The 15,154-nt window shown below is 73.1% G+C and carries 11 protein-coding genes, 1 pseudogene and 1 riboswitch; of the genes and pseudogenes, 2 read left to right on the top strand and 10 right to left on the bottom strand.

All coding sequences use genetic code 11. The features are described 5' to 3' along the window. The first annotated feature begins 35 nt into the window (after positions 1 to 35). A complete protein-coding gene (locus tag ACIQI7_RS25945; RefSeq protein ID WP_401113850.1) occupies positions 36 to 2,594 on the top strand; it encodes an ABC transporter permease in 2,559 nt (852 codons plus the stop codon). A 178-nt stretch (positions 2,595 to 2,772) separates the two neighbouring features. Here the strand turns inward: ACIQI7_RS25945 and ACIQI7_RS25940 are convergent, their stop codons facing one another. From ACIQI7_RS25940 to ACIQI7_RS25910, 7 genes and pseudogenes are all read right to left on the bottom strand, one after another. Beyond that, on the bottom strand, positions 2,773 to 4,140 hold the full coding sequence (locus ACIQI7_RS25940) for an NAD(P)/FAD-dependent oxidoreductase (RefSeq protein ID WP_387749608.1): 1,368 nt from the start codon (positions 4,138 to 4,140) through the stop codon (positions 2,773 to 2,775). 428 nt (positions 4,141 to 4,568) lie between these two features. Further along, on the bottom strand, positions 4,569 to 5,510 hold the full coding sequence (locus ACIQI7_RS25935; protein WP_401113846.1) for an exopolyphosphatase: 942 nt from the start codon (positions 5,508 to 5,510) through the stop codon (positions 4,569 to 4,571). Between the two features lie 128 nt (positions 5,511 to 5,638). Continuing rightward, positions 5,639 to 6,178 (bottom strand): annotated as a pseudogene (locus ACIQI7_RS25930) (DUF501 domain-containing protein); the annotation flags it as partial. Next, positions 6,150 to 6,641 (bottom strand): septum formation initiator family protein, encoded by a 492-nt coding sequence (locus tag ACIQI7_RS25925; RefSeq protein ID WP_401113843.1) that lies wholly within the window; start codon positions 6,639 to 6,641, stop codon positions 6,150 to 6,152. The pseudogene ACIQI7_RS25930 and the gene ACIQI7_RS25925, both read right to left, overlap by 29 nt. A gap of 119 nt (positions 6,642 to 6,760) precedes the next feature. After that, positions 6,761 to 8,047, bottom strand: coding sequence for a phosphopyruvate hydratase (gene eno / locus ACIQI7_RS25920; protein ID WP_387749599.1), 1,287 nt, complete (start codon positions 8,045 to 8,047; stop codon positions 6,761 to 6,763). 297 nt (positions 8,048 to 8,344) lie between these two features. Continuing rightward, a complete protein-coding gene (locus tag ACIQI7_RS25915; protein ID WP_401113839.1) occupies positions 8,345 to 9,244 on the bottom strand; it encodes a transglycosylase family protein in 900 nt (299 codons plus the stop codon). Positions 9,245 to 9,249: 5 nt separating this feature from the next. Further along, positions 9,250 to 9,416, bottom strand: a riboswitch (cyclic di-AMP (ydaO/yuaA leader). A 220-nt stretch (positions 9,417 to 9,636) separates the two neighbouring features. Next, positions 9,637 to 10,962 carry a cytochrome P450 gene (locus ACIQI7_RS25910; RefSeq protein WP_401113836.1) on the bottom strand — a complete coding sequence of 442 codons (1,326 nt, stop codon included), beginning with the start codon at positions 10,960 to 10,962 and terminating at the stop codon, positions 9,637 to 9,639. 323 nt (positions 10,963 to 11,285) lie between these two features. Here ACIQI7_RS25910 and ACIQI7_RS25905 point away from each other — a divergent pair, with 323 nt between their 5' ends. Further along, positions 11,286 to 11,708 (top strand): SDR family NAD(P)-dependent oxidoreductase, encoded by a 423-nt coding sequence (locus ACIQI7_RS25905; RefSeq protein ID WP_387749591.1) that lies wholly within the window; start codon positions 11,286 to 11,288, stop codon positions 11,706 to 11,708. A gap of 4 nt (positions 11,709 to 11,712) precedes the next feature. On the opposite strand, the gene ACIQI7_RS25900 is transcribed toward ACIQI7_RS25905, so the two are convergent. The 3 genes from ACIQI7_RS25900 to ACIQI7_RS25890 all read right to left on the bottom strand — a co-directional run bounded on the left by ACIQI7_RS25900 (position 11,713) and on the right by ACIQI7_RS25890 (position 15,129). Further along, on the bottom strand, positions 11,713 to 12,768 hold the full coding sequence (locus ACIQI7_RS25900) for a MazG family protein (protein ID WP_401113832.1): 1,056 nt from the start codon (positions 12,766 to 12,768) through the stop codon (positions 11,713 to 11,715). Between the two features lie 64 nt (positions 12,769 to 12,832). Further along, complete coding sequence (locus tag ACIQI7_RS25895) at positions 12,833 to 14,461, bottom strand: protein kinase (RefSeq protein WP_401113829.1); 1,629 nt, start codon at positions 14,459 to 14,461, stop codon at positions 12,833 to 12,835. After that, on the bottom strand, positions 14,458 to 15,129 hold the full coding sequence (locus tag ACIQI7_RS25890) for a hypothetical protein (protein WP_401113826.1): 672 nt from the start codon (positions 15,127 to 15,129) through the stop codon (positions 14,458 to 14,460). Before ACIQI7_RS25890 ends, ACIQI7_RS25895 begins: the two co-directional genes overlap by 4 nt. Between the last annotated feature and the right edge of the window lie 25 nt (positions 15,130 to 15,154).

The following is a 15,154-nucleotide window of genomic DNA, read 5'->3' as shown; positions in this document are numbered from 1 at the left end:
TAGCCCGCTCACCGACCCCCTTCCCAGGACACCCCATGTATCGCACCGCACTGCGCAACGTGCTGGCCCACAAGGGCCGACTGCTGATGACGGCGCTGGCCGTCATGCTCGGCACCGCCTTCGTGGCCGGCACCATGGTCTTCTCCGACACCTTCGGCAAGGCCATGCGGGACAGCAACTCCAAGAGCTACTCCGACGTCTCGGTCCAGGTGGTGGACCGCGCGGCCGGCTCCACCGCCTCCGCCCGGCAGAAGAGCGAGGGCGGCTCGGCCACCCTCACCGACGCCACCGTCCAGCAGCTGGCCGCCCTGCCCGGCACCGCCGGCGCCCGCGGCGTGGTCAGTGGCTTCACCGGCGTCGCCGACAAGAAGGGTGACCTGATCGGCCAGGTCTGGGCCGCCAAGGGCGCCAACTTCGCGCCGGGCCAGGACGGCAAGGACCCGCGCTACCCGATGGTCGAGGGCCAGGGCCCGAAGGCCGCCAAGGAGGTCGCGCTCGACCGCAAGACCGCCGACAAGGGCGGCTACAAGGTCGGCGACACCGTCCGGGTCGCCGCCAACGGTCCGGTCGTCGAGGCGAAGCTCACCGGCGTCTTCACCACCGACGACCCGGTCGTGAACACCGGCGGCACGCTCACCCTGTTCGACAAGGCCACCGCCCAGCAGACCCTGCTGGAGCCGGGCCGCTTCAGCAGCATCGTGCTCACCGCCAAGGCCGGCACCAGCCAGGACGCGCTGCTCGCCGAGGTCCAGCCCAAGGTGCCGTCCGGCCACCAGTTCGACGTCGAGACCGGCGCCAAGCTCAAGGCCGACGAGCAGGAGCTGATCACCCAGGGCACCAGCAGCATGCGCACGATGCTCCTGGTCTTCGCCTTCATCTCGCTCTTCGTCGGCATCTTCATCATCGCCAACACCTTCACCATGCTGGTCGCCCAGCGCACCAAGGAGCTGGCCCTGCTGCGCGCCATCGGCGCCAGCCGCAAGCAGGTCACCCGGTCCGTGCTGATCGAGGCCCTGCTGATCGGCACCGTCTCCGCCGTGGCCGGCCTGCTCGCCGGCATCGGGATCGGCGCCGGGATGCAGTCGCTGATCGGCTCGCTGAACGAGAACATGCCGAACGGCTCGCTGGTGATCAAGCCGCTCACCGTGGTGGTGACGGTCGTGGTCGGCGTCGTGGTGACGGTCATGTCGGCCCTGCTGCCCGCCATGCGCGCCTCCCGGATCGCCCCGGTGGCCGCGATGAGCAGCGGCGACCAGCCGGTCTCCCAGAAGAGCCTGGTGGTCCGCAACACGATCGGCTCGGTGCTCGCCGGCGGCGGCCTCGCGCTGATCGGCTACGGCGCCTCGCTGGGCAACTCCGACGGCCGGCTGCCGGTCGGCCTGGGCGCCTTCCTGGCCCTGATCGGCGTGTTCGTCCTGCTGCCGCTGCTCTCCCGTCCGGTGGTCGCGCTGGTCGGCCCGCTGCTGCGCGGCCTCGGCGGCACCCCGGGCAAGCTCGCCCAGCAGAACGCGGTGCGCAACCCGCGCCGCACCGCGGCCACCGCCGCCGCGCTGACCATCGGTCTGACCCTGGTCACCGGCCTCACGGTGATCGGCGCCTCGGTCAACGACACCGTCGACCGGGCCGTCACCAGCTCGATGAAGGCCGACTTCATCATCGGGGCCGCCAACGGCATGAGCCTGTCCGAGCAGGTGCCCGCCCAGATCGCCAAGGCCCCCGGGGTCGCCGCCTCCTCCGCGATGACGACCGCGTACTGGGAGCTCAACGGCACCACCAAGACGGTCAACGGCCTGGACGCGGCCGTCCTGGACCAGCTCGCCGACGTCGAGCTGACCAGCGGTTCGACGGCCGGCTTCGGCAAGGGCCAGCTGCTGCTCGACGAGGACGCCGCCAAGAAGCTGAACGCCACCACCGGCTCGGTGCTGGACGTGGCCTTCCCGGACGAGACCACCGGCCGGCTCACCGTCGGCGGCGTCTACAAGTCGGGCGGCATGCTCGGCCCGGTCATGCTGGCCAACAGCGAGATCGCCAAGCACGAGCCGAAGCCGTACATCTCCGACGTCCTGGTCAAGGGCCGGGACGGCGCCACCGACGGCCTCAAGCAGTCGCTCAAGGACGCCACCGGCGCCAACCCGGTGATCGACGTGAAGTCCAAGCAGGACGTCCGGGACGAGTTCAGCCAGACCATCACCTTCGCGCTGAACCTGATGTACGGCCTGCTGGGGATGGCGGTCCTGATCGCGATCCTGGGCGTGGTCAACACGCTGGCGATGTCGGTCTTCGAGCGCAAGCGCGAGATCGGGATGCTGCGGGCGATCGGCCTGGACCGCTCGGGCATCAAGCGGATGGTCCGTCTGGAGTCCGTGGTGATCTCGCTGTTCGGCGCCGGCATCGGCCTGCTGCTCGGCTGCTTCATCGCCTGGGCGATCAACGGCACCCTGAAGTCCAGCCTCTCCGGGCTGACCACGGTCCTGCCGTACGGCCAGCTGGCGCTGTTCCTGGCGCTGGCCGGGGTGGTCGGCCTGGTGGCCGCGATCTGGCCGGCCCGCCGGGCGTCCAAGCTGGACATCCTGTCGAGCATCAAGACCGACTGACCGGTCCCGCGACGCGAAAGGTCCCCTGCCGGAGGGTTTCGGCAGGGGACCTTCTACTTCTGTACTCCGCCCGGTCGCACGGCCGGCTGAGCACCACGGAGGTCGTGGTCCGGCAACGCTGCCGGGCGGAGGGCCTCCGACTCATACCCCGGTGCTCCCACACCGGGGTCTCAGTCGCTTACTTGCTCGCGAGTTCCTTGTCGGCGGCCGGCTTGGCGGCCTCGACGGGCTTGGTGGGCGGAGTGACCTCCTGGATCGGCAGCTGCGGCCGCTCCATCTGGGAGAGGCCGACCATCTCGCGCTTGAGGAACATCGCGAGCGTCCAGTCGGTGAAGACGCGGACCTTGCGGTTGAAGGTCGGCACCATCGCACCGTGGTACAGGCGGTGGAACCACCAGGCCGGACGGCCCTTCAGCTTGTACTTGCCGAAGAGGATCGCCACGCCCTTGTGCAGGCCGAGACCGGCGACCGCACCCAGGTTCTTGTGCTTGTACTCCTTCTGCGGGAAGCCGCGCATGCCGGAGATCACGTTGTCGCCGAGGACGACGGCCTGGCGGCAGGCGTGCTGCGCGTTCGGCGGGCACCAGGCGCCCTCGCCCGCGGCGAGGTCCGGCACCTGGGCGTTGTCGCCGGCGGCCCAGACGTAGTCGAAGCCCTGGACCTGGAGGGTCGGCGCGGTGTCGACGTGGCCGCGCGGGCCCAGCGGCAGGCCGAACTCGGACAGCACCGGGTTCGGCTTCACGCCGGCCGTCCACACGATGGTGGAGGCGTCCATCTCCATGCCGTTCTTCAGCATGACGTGGCCGTCGACGCAGGAGTCCATGGAGGTCTCGATGTAGACCTCGATGTTGCGCTCCTCGAGCTTCTCCTTGGTCCACAGACCGAGGTCCGGGCCCATCTCGGGGAGGATGCGGTTGGCCGCCTCGACCACGACGAAGCGCATGTCGTCACGGCTGACGGTCTTGTACAGCTTGGCCGCGTCGCGGGCCATGTCCTCGATCTCGGCGACCGTCTCGATGCCGGCGAAGCCGCCACCGATCACGACGAAGGTCAGCGCCTTGCGGCGGACCTCCGGGTCCGTGGTGGACTCGGCCTTGTCGAGCTGGGCCATGACGTGGTTGCGGAGGCCGATGGCCTCCTCGACCGTCTTCATGCCGATGCCGTTCTCCGCCAGACCCGGGATCGGGAAGGTGCGGGAGACCGAGCCGGTCGCGACGACCAGGTACTCGAAGGGCAGCTCGTAGCTGTCGCCGGCCGCCGGCTGGATGGTGGCGACCTTGCGGGCGTGGTCGATGCCGGTGACGGACCCGGTCAGCACCTCCGCCTGCTTGAGGGCGCTGCGCAGCGGCGCGACGAGGTTGCGGGGCGCGACGTTGCCGCCGGCCGCCTCGGGGAGGAAGGGCAGGTACGTCATGTACGACCGCGGGTCCACGACCGTGACGGTCGCTTCGCCGTAACGCATCTTCTTGAGGATGCGCATCGCGGCATACAGGCCGACGTAACCACCGCCGACAATGAGGATGCGAGGACGCTCCGTGGTGCTCATATCCGAAAGTATCCAGCACCGTCCGGAGCAGCCTCCGTGAGCCCGGTCACAAGTTGACGGACCCCCCGTGCTACACTGCGCGGCCGCAAAAACGGGCCCGGCACGGCGGCCCCCACCCCTGGGCGGCCCCGCGCGGACGCGCGCCGGAGCACCACCGGCCTGAGCAGCAACGATCCGCACAGGGCCCGGGTTCCCGCGCGTGATTTCGATTTTCAAACCCCAACCGAGGCCTGACCTGCGATCCCGTGGGCCATCCCGCCGACGGGCCTTCGGTCCCACATTTCGGACGTAGCGGGCGAGCCGGTGCGGCGAATGGCCGGATCGCCATGTGAAGAAATTCACGAACTTTTCCGGCCGGGCCGGGCGCGCCCCGGCCCCGACCCCCCGAAAGGGGTGCCGGGGCCGGTTCGGGTAAGTCCCGCACGGGGTCAGCGGGCAATACCCCAGGCGATGCCGTCGAGGATGTCGTGCTCGCTGACGACCACCTCGGCGGCGCCGGTGCGCTCCATGATCTCCAGCAGCTCCAGCGCCCCGGCCGCGATCACGTCCACCCGGCCCGGGTGCATCGACGGGATGGCCGCCCGCTCGGCGTGGGTGGCGGCCAGCAGCCGCCGGGTGATCTCGGCGACCCGCTCCCGGCCGATCCGCGAGTGGTGGATCGCCTCGGAGTCGTAGCCGGGCAGGTCCTGGGCGATCGCGGACACCGTGGTGACCGTCCCGGCCAGGCCCACCAGAGTGGCCGCGCCGGTCAGCGGGACCACCTCCTCGGCCCGGTCCAGCTCGGCGCGGACGTGCGCCCGGGCGGCCGCGACCTGCTCCTCGGAGGGCAGCTCGGCGTCGCCGAAGTACCGCTCGGTGAGCCGCACGCAGCCGATGTCCACCGAGCGCGCCGCCTGCACGTCGTCCGTCCCGAGCACGAACTCGGTGGAGCCGCCGCCCAGGTCGAACACCAGGTACGGGCCGGGGAACTGACCACCGGTCAGCTCCTTGGTGGCACCCACGAAGGACAGGTGCGCCTCCTCCTCGCCGCTCACCACCTCGGGCTCGACGCCCAGGATGTCGCGCACGCCCTTGACGTACTCGTCGCTGTTCTCGGCGTCCCGGGAGGCGCTGGTGGCGACGAAGCGGACCCGCTCGGGGCCGACGCCGAAGCCGGAGATGATCTCCTGGTACTCCCGGCAGGCCGCGAAGGTGCGGGCCAGCGCGTCCGGGTGCAGCCGACCGGTCCGGTCCACGCCCTGGCCCAGCCGGTTGACGATCATCCGGCGGTCCAGGTCGGTGATCGCGCCGGTCTCCGGGTCGAGGTCGGCGACCAGCAGGCGGATCGAGTTGGTGCCGCAGTCGATCGCGGCCACGCGGGTCGTGCTCACTCGGACTCCTGCTCCGCCGCGGCCTCCTCGGCGGCCCGCTTCCTCGCGGCGCGCTCGGCGGTCTTCTGCTCCTTGGCCGCGATCACGGCCTCGTGGTCCTGCTCCTTGGCGCGGTTGCGGGCGACCCGCTCACCGGCGGCCTCGACCTCGGCCGGGGAGACGCACGGGCCCTTGGCCCACCAGTCCTCCAGCATGCCGATCGCCTCGTCGCCGAGCGGGTTGACGCCCTCGCCGGCCGCCAGCGAGTGGCCGACCAGCACGTGCAGGCACTTCACCCGGTCCGGCATGCCGCCGGCGCTCGGGAAGCCCTCCAGCACCTCGATCGCGTCGCGCCGGGCGATGTAGTCCTCGTGCGCCCTCCGGTAGGCGGCGGCCAGCTCCGGGTCCTCGGCGAGCCGGGCGCTCTGGTCCTTCATCACGCCCTCCGCCTCCAGGGTGCCGATCAGCGAGGCGGCCTTGGGGCAGGTCAGGTAGTAGAGCGTGGGGAACGGCGTGCCGTCCGGCAGCCGGGGCGCCGTCTCCACGACGTCCGGGTTGCCGCAGGGGCAGCGGTGCGCCACGCCGCGCAGGCCGCGCGGCACCCGGCCGAGCTGGGCGGCGATGGCCGCGACGTCGGCGTCGGAGACGGTGGGGTGGTTCTCAGTGGTCATGGGGGGAGGTGTCTCCAACGGGGGACGGTGGGAGGGGAAGGGGGGTGGCGGGGGCCGCCGCGGCGGTGTCGGCGGCGTCCACCGAGTCCCAGATGCTGGCGTACCAGGGCTTGGCGGCCTGCGCCGTACCGCCGGAGGAGGCGGGCGCGGCGGGCGCGGAGGGTCGGGCGCCCTGGCCGGCCGGGTCCACCGCGATGTACGGGGTCTCCCCCGGCACCGCGTAGTGCAGCCGGGCGCGGGCCTGCGCCTTGACGTACTCCGGGTCCTGCCAGCGGGCCTTCTCCCGGCGCAGTTGCTCGACCTGCTGGCGCGCGTGGTCGGCCTTCGCCCGCTGGGCGGAGATCTCGGCGCGCTGCGAGATGAACTGCCGCGTCGGGTAGGCGAGGATCGCCACCAGTGAGCAGAGCACCAGGACGAGGACGGTCGCCCGGCTCGTGAACCGGGGCCGGGCGGAAAAGCCCGGGATCCTCCAGCCAGCCATCTCCCGTATCCCCTCCTGGTCGCGACGGTGCCCCGCCGTCCACCCTACGGGGTGAACGGCGGGGCACCGGTCAGGCGTGCGCTACCGGGAGCGCCCGGCCCTCGTGCGGGCCGTGCGCGTCAGCCCTCGTGCTTGAAGCGCGGGAAGGCGCCGCGGCCGGCGTACTCGGCGGCGTCGTCGAGGATCTCCTCGATGCGCAGCAGCTGGTTGTACTTGGCGACGCGCTCGGAGCGGGCCGGGGCACCGGTCTTGATCTGGCCGCAGTTGGTGGCGACGGCCAGGTCGGCGATGGTGACGTCCTCGGTCTCGCCGGAGCGGTGCGACATCATGCAGCGGTAGCCGTTGCGCTGGGCCAGCTCGACGGCGTCCAGGGTCTCGGTCAGCGAGCCGATCTGGTTCACCTTCACCAGCAGCGCGTTGGCGGTGCCGGTCTCGATGCCGCGGGCCAGGCGGGCCGGGTTGGTGACGAACAGGTCGTCGCCGACCAGCTGGACCTTGTCGCCCAGCTTGTCGGTCATGGCCTTCCAGCCGTCCCAGTCCGACTCGTCCAGCGGGTCCTCGATGGAGACCAGCGGGTACGCGGCGACCAGCTCGGCGTAGTACTCGATGAGCTCGGCGGAGGTGAGCTCCTTGCCCTCGAACTGGTAGGCGCCGTCCTCGTAGAACTCGGAGGAGGCGACGTCCAGGGCCAGCGCGACGTCACGGCCGGGCACGTAGCCGGCCTTCTGGATGGCCTCGACGATGAGGTCCAGGGCCTCGCGGTTGGAGTCCAGGTTCGGGGCGAAGCCGCCCTCGTCGCCCAGGCCGGTGGACAGGCCGCGCTCCTTCAGCACGCCCTTGAGCGTGTGGTAGACCTCGACGCCCCAGCGGACGGCCTCGGAGAAGGACTCCGCACCGATCGGGGCGATCATGAACTCCTGGATGTCGACGTTGGAGTCCGCGTGCGAGCCGCCGTTGAGGATGTTCATCATCGGGACCGGCAGGACGTGCGCGTTCGGGCCGCCCAGGTAGCGGAACAGCGGCAGGTCGCTGGCCTCGGAGGCGGCGTGCGCGACGGCCAGCGAGACGCCCAGGATGGCGTTGGCGCCGAGCGAGGACTTGTCCGGGGTGGCGTCCAGGTCCAGCATGGCCTGGTCGATCAGGCGCTGCTCGGTGGCGTCGTAGCCGACCAGCTCCGGGCCGATCTGCTCGATGACGGCCAGGACGGCCTTCTCGACGCCCTTGCCGAAGTAGCGGTTCTTGTCGCCGTCGCGCAGCTCCAGGGCCTCGAAGGCACCGGTGGAGGCACCCGACGGGACAGCGGCACGACCCGTGCTGCCGTCGTCGAGGCCGACCTCGACCTCGACCGTGGGGTTGCCGCGGGAGTCGAGGATCTCACGGGCTACGACGACATCGATGGACGGCACGAGGCATCTCCTTGCGGAAGCAGGGTCCGGTCTGACGGTGGTGCTGTCAGCAGGACGATTGCGGAGTCGTTACGACCAGAGCCTAACCGCCCGGGCTCCCGGGGCCACGTCCGCCTCGGTCCCGTCTCAGCGTGTGGCCCCGCTACGCACCGGTAGTTCACCTGCTTGTCCCAGCTTGTCCCACCGGAGCGGGCGAATACGGACGAAGGGGACCGGTAGGACCGGTCCCCTTCGGACGGCGGGGTGGAACGGTGTCGGCGTCGGGCGCCGACGGGCGTCGTCACCGGGCCCGACGGCTCAGCCGAGGTGCAGCACCTGGCCGGGCATGATCAGGTTCGGGTCGCCGCCGACGGTGGCGTGGTTCTGCTCGTACAGCGCGTGCCAGCCGCCGGACACGCCCTGGGCGGCGGCGATGGTCGACAGGGTGTCACCGGCGCGCACGGTGTAGTCGTGGCCGGTGGCCTGCGGGGCCGACTGGGCGGCCTGCGGGGCGTACTGCGGCTGGGCGGCGGCCTGGCCGGCGTACTGCTGGTAGACGCTCTGGTGGCTGGTCCAGTACCAGGCGCCGTTGTTCTGGTACCAGTACACCTTGGCGTCGGCGTCCCAGCCGGCGTGGCCGGAGAAGCCCGGAGCCTGCGCCTGCTGCTGCGGGGCGGCCTGCTGGACCGGCTGCGCGGCGGGCTTCTGCACCGGCTTCTGCGCGACCGGCTTCTCGGCCGGCTTGGCGGCGGGCTTCGGGGCCTGCTGCTTCGGGGCCTGCTGCTTGGCGGCGGACTGCGGCTTGGCGTCCGAGGCGGTGTCGACCACGGCCGGGGCGCCGCCCTTGGTCAGACCGGCCTTCTGGGAGCAGACCGGCCAGGCGCCCGGGCCCTGCGAGGCCAGGACCTTCTCGGCGACCGAGATCTGCTGGGCCTTGCTGGCCTGGTTGGCCTGCGCCGCGTAGGCGGTGCCGCCGTACGCCTTCCAGGTGCTGGAGGTGAACTGGAGGCCGCCGTAGAAGCCGTTGCCGGTGTTGATGCTCCAGTTGCCGCCGCTCTCGCACTGGGCGACGGAGTCCCAGGTGGAGGCCGGGGCGGCGGAGGCGCCGGTGGCGGTGAGGAGCGGCATCGCGAGTCCGACGCCGGCCACACCGGCGACGGCGATGGCCTTCTCGGTCTGGGTGCGACGACGGTGGCGGCCAGTTCCAACGAACAGCATGAAGAGGTCCCTCTCCGCACGCCTGCGAGGTGAGCTGTCGGGTTCGGACCGGGAGGTGGCCCGGCCGCCGTACGCGGGAACGATCCCGCTCGGGCGGCTTCACCCCAAGCCGTGGGAGACGGCAACAAACCTGGTTCCCCCGCCCCTGCCCAGGGTCTGGTCGGTTTCCCGTGGCGCGGCGGGCAGGATTCGGCGTTCCGCGCACGAGGTCCGCAGCTGCGAACTCCAGGGAGAGTAGACAGATCATCAGACCAATCACAAGCTCATATCGCAGATATCACACGACAATTACGGCCCGTATCCGATCGCCTACCAACGGCGGCGTTATGTCCGGATTGATGGGTGTTCACACCCCCGTCGGCGAGCGTTCGGCGACCTCCGCCAGCGCGGTCTCAGCCTGTCGCGGGCCCGGACGTGGCCTGCGGAGGGGTGTGCGGGGAGCGGCTCTCCGGGCTGAATTCCACCGGCAGTTCGCGCAGCCCACGCATGATCAGGCCGCCGCGCCAGCGCAGGTCCTCCGGGCTTCCCGCGAGCCGCAGGTCCGGCAGCCGGGAGAGCAGCGTGGCCAGCGCGGCACGCCCCTCCAGCCGGGCGAGCGGGGCGCCGATGCAGTAGTGGATGCCGTGCCCGAAGCCCAGGTGGGGGTTGTCCGTCCGGGCCAGGTCCAGGGTGTTCTCGGCCGCGAACCGGGCCGGGTCGCGGTCCGCCGCCGCCAGCACCACCAGCACCGGGTCGCCGACCGGGATGTCCACCCCGCCGATGGCCAGCGGGCGGGTCGCGAACCGCCAGGTCGCCAGCTCCACCGGTCCGTCGTAGCGCAGGAGTTCCTCGATCCCGGTCTCCAGCAGCGCGCTCTCCCCGCGCGCCACCGACTCCTGCAGCAGCCGGCGCTGCTCCGGGTTGCGCAGCAGCGCGTACGTACCGTTGCCGATCAGGTTCACGGTGGTCTCGAAGCCCGCGAACAGCAGGATGAAGGCCATCGCCGCGGCCTCGTTCTCGGTCAGGTGCTCGCCGTGGTCACCGGCCCGGATCAGACCGGAGATCAGGTCGTCCCCGAGGTCCGCCCGCTTGCGGTGGATCAGCTCCAGCAGGTACGCCCGCATCCGCTTCACCGCCCGCCCCACGCCGCCGCGTTGGCCGCCCCCGTGCCGGATCATCATGCCGGCCCAGTCGCGGAAGTCGTCCTGGTCCTCGGACGGCACCCCGAGCATGTCGCAGATCGCGTAGATGGGGAGCGGGAAGGCGAACTCGTGGATCAGGTCCGCCGAACCGCGCTGCGCGAAGCCGTCGATCAGCCGGTCGGTGAGCTGCTGCACCCGCGGCTCGAACTCGGCCACCCGGCGCGGGGTGAACGCCTTCGACACCAGCCGGCGCAGCCGGGTGTGGTCCGGCGGGTCGATGTTCAGCAGGTGGGTCATCAGGTCCGCCTGCCGCTCCCCGGGGATGCCCACCCGGCCGGTGCGGTGCGCCTGCTCGCTGTGGTGCGCCGGGTTCTTCGACAGCCGGCCGTCCGCGAGCGCCTGCCGGGCGTCCGCGTACCGGGTCACCAGCCAGGCCTCGACGCCGCTCGGCAGCGTGGTGCGGTGCACCGGGGCGTGCTCGCGCAGCCAGGCGTAGGCGGGGTACGGGTCGGCGGCGAACTCCCAGGTGAACAGCTGCGGGGCGGGGGCGTCGGACGGCGCGGCGGCGGGCCGGGCGGGGTGGGGCTGAGCTGGCATGGACCGACCGTATCCGGTGCGACGGGACCGCCCTCCCTCCTCCGGACCGCCTCCGGCGCGCCCGACGGCCGGTGGCCGGTCGGTGACCGCCGCGTTGCCGGTGCCCGGACGGTCCGTAGCCGGTCGGTTGCCGCCGCGTTGCCGGTGCCCGGACGGTCCGTGGCCGGTCCGTGGACAGCTCTTGGCCGACTCTTGGCCGCGGGGCGGGCGTGAGTCTGGTCACCTGAGGGGTAATCCCTGTTGCGGGGGGTCGGGACGTGCCTACGATCCTCCGCAGTACGCGTGGGCGCCGGTGCGGTGTCGCCCACAGGGAGGAGCAGGCCATGCGGGTCAGCGGGTCAGTCGTCGTCGTCGCGGTCCTCGACGGCGGGTCGGGCGCGGGCCTCGCCCGCCGGTTCGCCGCGGCCGGCACCGTCGGCATGCTGATCGCCGACCAGCACGTCGGCATCGCCGAGGACCTCGCGGCCGAACTCGACCGGCCGGGCTGCCCCGTCGTCGGCGTCTGCGGCGACATCCGCCGCCCCAGCGACGTCGCCGCCCTCGTGGACACCGCCGAGAAGCACCTCGGACCGATCGACCTGTTCGCCGTGGCCGGCCCGGGCGGGGAGCGGATCATCTCGCTGGCCGAACTGCCCGCCCACCTCGACCTGGAGCGGCTCGCCGAACTGGTCGTCCTCGTCGGCGAGGCCATCGGCGAGCTCGTCCCGCCGCAGCGGCGCCCCGAGCCCGCCGCCACGGCGGCCTGAACCGCTACTCCCCGCCCGGCTCCCCGGCCGGCCCGAGGCCCTCGGCCGCGCGCACCGCGTCCCGGTAACCGCGCGCGGCCGACCGCAGCGCCGCGTCCACGTCCACCCCGGCGTCGTGCGCCCGCTGCGCCACCGCGAGCAGCAGCCGGCCCGCCGAGTCGGCGGTCAGCTCGGCCGGCAGCTCGTACGGCTCGTCCGGCACCCCGGTGAAGCCCGCCCGGCGCACCCGGGACACCAGCTTCGCCGCGTACGCCAGCGCGGGCAGTCCGGCCGGCACGCCGTCCAGCACCGACTCGCGGTCCGCCTTCTCGGCCGCCTTCAGCTGCTCCCAGTTCGCCTCCACCTCGGCGGCGCCGCCGGCCTCGGCGTCCCCGAACACGTGCGGGTGCCGGTACATCAGCTTCTCGACGATGTCCCCGGCCACGTCGTCGACGGTGAACGGCTCGGTCGGGTGCTCCTCGGCGATCCGGGAGTGGAAGAACACCTGCAGCAGGACGTCGCCCAGCTCCTCGCGCAGCGTCCCGCGGTCCCCCTCCTCGATCGCCTCGACCAGCTCGTACGCCTCCTCGACCAGGTACTTCACCAGGCTCTCGTGCGTCTGCTCGGCGTCCCAGGGGCAGCCGCCCGGGGAGCGCAGCCGGTCCATCACCGTCACCAGGTCCAGCAGCCGCGACCCCGGCAGGTCGTACGAGCCGGGCAGCACCTCGATCTCCGGCACCTCCCCGGCGTGCTCCACCGCGAGCCGCGCCAGCGCGTCCGTCAGCCCCGGGTCCCCGTCCGGGCTCCCCAGCCACACCGTCGGCCCGGCCCCGGCCGGCTGCCCGGTCAGCAGCCGCGCCAGCGCGGGCGCCGACCCGGGCGGCACGACCTCCACCGCCACCCCGGCCTGGCGCACCGCCGCCACCTGCGGATGCCCCTCGTCCCCCACCAGCACCCGCCCCGCCGACCGCAACGCCTCCCACGCCGGCCACGCCAGCAGGCCGGGAGCCACCCGGTGGGTGGTGGTCAGCAGGATCAGCTTCGCGCCCGGGGCGTTCGTCGGCACAGCATTCGTCGTCACACCCCGAACCTACTCTGCCGCCCTCCGGTGGTGCGGAGGTACCGGACGGTGTCCGGCGGGGGGGTCAGCGCGGGGCCGGGGGCCACGGGGTGGCGGCGGGGGTGAGGCTGGCGAGGGACTGGCGGAGGCGGCGGACGGCGGGGTGGTGGGGGCCGTCTCGGCGTTCGCGGTCGAGGAGCAGCGGGAGCAGCCACTGCCAGGCGTTGTGGGCGTCGCCGGTGGCGGCGAGCTGGAGGCCGATGCGTTCGCGCAGGTCGTAGCCGCGTTCGGGGTCGGTGTCGAGGCCGGCCTCCAGTCGGGCGGTGTGGGCGGAGAGGAGCGCCTGGTACTCGGCGAGGGCCTCGGCGCCGTGGCCGAGCCGGTCGAGGCAGAGGGCGGCGCGGTAGCGGTGGTCCAGGCCCTGGGGGCCGTGCGGGCCGCCGTCGGCGGTCGCGGCGAGGCGGCGGTACTCGGGGAGGGCCTGCTGAGGGTGGCCCTCGTGCAGCAGGGTGCGGGCGTAGATGGTGCGGATGGTGCGCACCAGGGGTGCGGCGTCGCCGAGTTCGGCCTCGGCCCGGGGCAGCAGCCGGGCGGCGAGGCCGAGCACCTCGGCGTGGCGGCCGGCGTCGACCAGGTCGGAGAGCCGGGCGCACTCGGCGCCGAGGTCCGGGCCGGCCGGGACGGGCGGGGGTGTCGGCGGGGCGGGCGGCATCAGGAAGGGCCGCGGCTCGGAGCGGACCGGCGGTGCCGGTACGGCCGCCGCGACCGGCGGCTGCGGCTGGTACGGGTAGCGGAAGGGGCGGGCCGGGTCCGGCAGCGGGGTGTAGCGGGGCTGCGGGGCCGCCTCGGCCGGGGGCAGCAGCGGGAGCAGCCGCGCGTACACGGCCCGGGCGTCGGCGGGGCGGTCGGCGGGCTGCTTGGCGAGCAGGTCGAGCACCAGCCGCTCCAGCGGCTGCGGCACCTCGGGGCGCAACTCCCGCAGCGGGACGGGCGGTTCGTCGACGTGGCGGCGCAGGACGCCGAGCGCGGTGGGGGCCCGGAAGGGCTCCTCACCGGCGAGCATCTCGTGCAGCAGGCAGCCGAGCGCGTAGAGGTCGCTGCGCGGGTCGGTGGTGGCGGCGAGGGCCTGTTCGGGCGCCATGTATGAGGGGCTGCCGACCGGCACGCCGGTGAGGGTGAGCCGGGTGGTCTCGGTGTCCAGGGCGGTGGCGATGCCGAGGTCGAGCAGGACGGTGCGGCCGTCCTCGCGGACCATGACGTTGCTCGGCTTGAGGTCGCGGTGGACCACCGGGATGGCGTGGACGGCGGCCAGCGCGGTGCACAGCTGCGCGGCGACGGCCGCCGCGCGCTCGATCGGGAAGGGCGCGTCCTCGGCGATGAGATCGGCCAGGCTGACCCCGGAGACGCGCTGCATGACGAGGTAGAGCTCGCCCTCGTCCTCGCCCGCGTCGAAGACGGTGACCAGCCCGGGGTGGTCGAGCGCGGCCGTGACCCGGCACTCGCGCAGGAAGCGTCGGCGCAACTCGTCGCCGTGGCGCGCCCGTTCGCCGCCGGAGCCGCTCCCTCCGGGGAGCAGGTGCTCGGGGCGGAGCAGCTTGACCGCGACCGGGCGGTGCAGCCGCTCGTCCTGCCCGGCCCAGACCTGGCCCATGCCGCCGTGGCCGATCTTCTCGGTGAGCCGGTAACGGCCCGCGATCAGCCGGGCGGCGGTCACGGGCGGTCCTCGCGGGCCTGGCGGCGCAGCAACTCGCCCAGTTCGCGCAGGTCGTGGTCGGTCTCGTGGGGCGGGGGCGCGGGGGGCGGTGTCGCGGGGAGCGGGGCTACGGGCGCGGTCGGCGCCGTGGGGGCGGTGGGGGAGGGTGCCCCGTAGCCGGGCACGGTCGCCGCGTACGGCGGCACGTTCGGTGCCGCGTACGGCGGGACGGCCCGTGGCGCGGCCGACGGCGCCGGCGGCCCGGCCAGCCAGACCGCACGGCTGTCCATCAGCAGGAAGTGCGCGGGCGGCAGGAGCCAGAGCACGGCCAGTGTGACCGAACCGGTGGTGTCGGCGGTCGGGTTCTTCAGAGTGCCCGCGACCCCGGCGGAGACGATCATGGCGAGCAGCAGCGCGCAGAACACCACCGCACCGGCGATGTCGTACGCCCGCCGGCGCCGGACCGCCAGCAGCAGTGAGGGGACGGCCCCGAGCAGACCGAAGGTGAGCAGCGGGGCCGCCGTGCACAGCACCCGCGCGGTCACCCCGAACCGCCCGGGAATCGCGGCCTGCCCGCCCACCGCCGCCGCCCCGGGCCGCGCCCCCGGCAGGGTACCCGGCGGGTGCCCCGGCCCGTACGGCGTGCCGCCGGGCGGCGGCCCGAACTGCCCGGGGTACTGCCCTGACATGCGCACTCCTGAGCTGGTGAGGACC

The organism is Kitasatospora sp. NPDC092039 (genome assembly GCF_044756065.1).
GTDB lineage: Bacteria > Actinomycetota > Actinomycetes > Streptomycetales > Streptomycetaceae > Kitasatospora.
Note: the sequence above shows the minus strand (reverse complement) of the source record. Positions and strands in the feature narration are given on the sequence as shown.